Raw genomic sequence first — 2,175 nt, forward strand, 5'->3', positions numbered from 1 at the left:
TTTAAACGCCTGCACAAAGATAGACCAATCACCGTCGCTATCCTCACCGTACCAGGTCACCACATAGGCGCCATCAGTGCCCACGGCGGTGATTTGGGGGACATAGTCATCACCATCGGTATTACCCGGCGCTTCCAACTGCACCGTGGCACCGTTTAAGGAGCCATCGGCGTTAAACGCCTGCACAAAGATCGACCGATCACCTGAATAGCCAGCACCCTCGTACCCGTACCAGGTCACCACATAAGCGCCAGCGCTGCCTACCGCGGTGATTTGAGGGGCATAGTCACTATCGCTGGTATTACCCAGTGCTTCCAGCTGTACTGTCGCGAGCGATAACACAATACTGGCTTCTGGGGCAGTATCGTCCAGGTCGTTCACATCGAGAGTAACCGCTTGGTCGGTATGGTTACCGGCGCCATCGGTAGCGGTAACGATGAATGAGTAACTGGACTTGGTTTCGTAATCGGGGTTGTTCAGCAAGGTAACAACGCCCGTACTGCTGTCGATGCTGAAGTCACTGGCGTCAGTGCCAGACAAAGAATAAACCGCCGTCGCGTCATCCGTCGTGGCCGTGTAGATAACCGTGCTGGCACCGGAGTTTTCATCAATCGCGGTCGCGGTCGTGCCAGACGTAAACGTGGGTGCCGTTTCATCCACTAACGTAATCCACTCACTGGAAGCCAGGCTCAGGTTGCCGGCGCTGTCGACGGCATAGGCGTAATAACCGCCCAGCGCCAATGTCGTGGTATCCACAGTGACCGTACCCGCCACCGCTAATGTCGCGGTAGCCCACAGGTTACTGCTGGCGCTGGTGATATCGGCCTCAGTGGTCACGGCCACTGTATCGCTCACCAAATACACCGTACCCGCTTCATTGCTTTGTAGTGTGATCAACTCCCCTGTTTCATAGGTGCTATCTATCACCGGTGTGCCATCGGCATTAAATGCCTGCACAAAGATCGAAGTGTCACCGTCACTATCAGTCCCGTTCCAGGTCACCACATAGGCACCATCGCTGCCCACCGCAGTGATTTGGGGCTTCTCTTCGGAACCTGTCGTATTACCCGGCGCTTCCAACTGTACCGTGGCACCGTTTAAGGAGCCGTCAGCATCAAACGCTTGCACAAAGATAGACCAATCACCCTCGCTATCCCTTCCGTACCAGGTCACCACATAGGTGCCATCAGTGCCCACGGCGGTGATTTGAGGGTACTGATCAGCACCGATGGTATTACCCAGTGCTTCCAGCTGTACTGTGTCACCGTTGACGGAACCTTCGGCGTTGAAGGCCTGCACAAAGATCGAATAATCACCGTTGCTGTCCCTTCCGTACCAGGTCACCACATAGTCGCCATCAGTGCCCACAGCGGTGATTTGAGGGTACTGATCAGCACCGGTGATATTATCCAGTGCTTCCAACTGTACCGTGGCACCGTTTAAGAAGCCGTCATCATCAAAGGCCTGCACAAAGATCGACCAATCACCGTCGCTATCCCTTCCGTACCAGGTCACCACATAGGCGCCATCAGTGCCCACGGCGGTGATTTGAGGGGACCGATCAGCACCGGTGATATTATCCAGTGCTTCCAACTGTACTGTGTCACCGTTGAAGGAACCATTGGCATTAAACGCCTGCACAAAGATCGACCAATCACCGTCGCTATCATCACCGTACCAGGTCACCACATAGTCGCCATCAGTGCCCACCGCGGTGATTTGCGGATCATAGCCATCCCCCGTGGTAGTATCCAACGCTTCCAGTTGTACCGCAGTGCCGTTAATGGAGCCATCGGCGTTAAACGCCTGCACAAAGATCGACTGATCACCTGAATAGCCAGCGCCCTCGTACCCGTACCAGGTCACCACATAGGCGCCAGCGCTGCCCACGGCGGTGATTTGTGGTTCATAGTCATGACCAGTGGTATTATTCAGTGCTTCCAGCTGTACTCTGGTGCCATTGAAGGAACCATCGGCTTTAAACGCCTGCACAAAGATCGACAGATCACCGCCGCTATCGGTCCCGCTCCAGGTCACCACATAGGCGCCAGCGTTGCCTACCTCAGTGATCTGGGAGCTATGGTTGACATTACCCGGTGCTTCCAGTTGTACCGTGGTGCCGTTCAAGGAGCCATCGGCATTAAACGCCTGCACAAAGATCGAATAGCCACTGCC

At 55.0% G+C, this 2,175-nt stretch carries 1 protein-coding gene; it reads right to left on the bottom strand.

Annotated features, from left to right (window positions below):
* The coding region (locus tag Q8W22_RS16580; RefSeq protein ID WP_305453109.1) for a cadherin repeat domain-containing protein at window positions 1-2,175 on the bottom strand (2,175 nt) is incomplete at both ends.

Origin of the sequence: Oceanobacter sp. 1_MG-2023 (assembly GCF_030689025.1) — a bacterium.
Lineage (GTDB): Bacteria > Pseudomonadota > Gammaproteobacteria > Pseudomonadales > Oceanobacteraceae > Oceanobacter.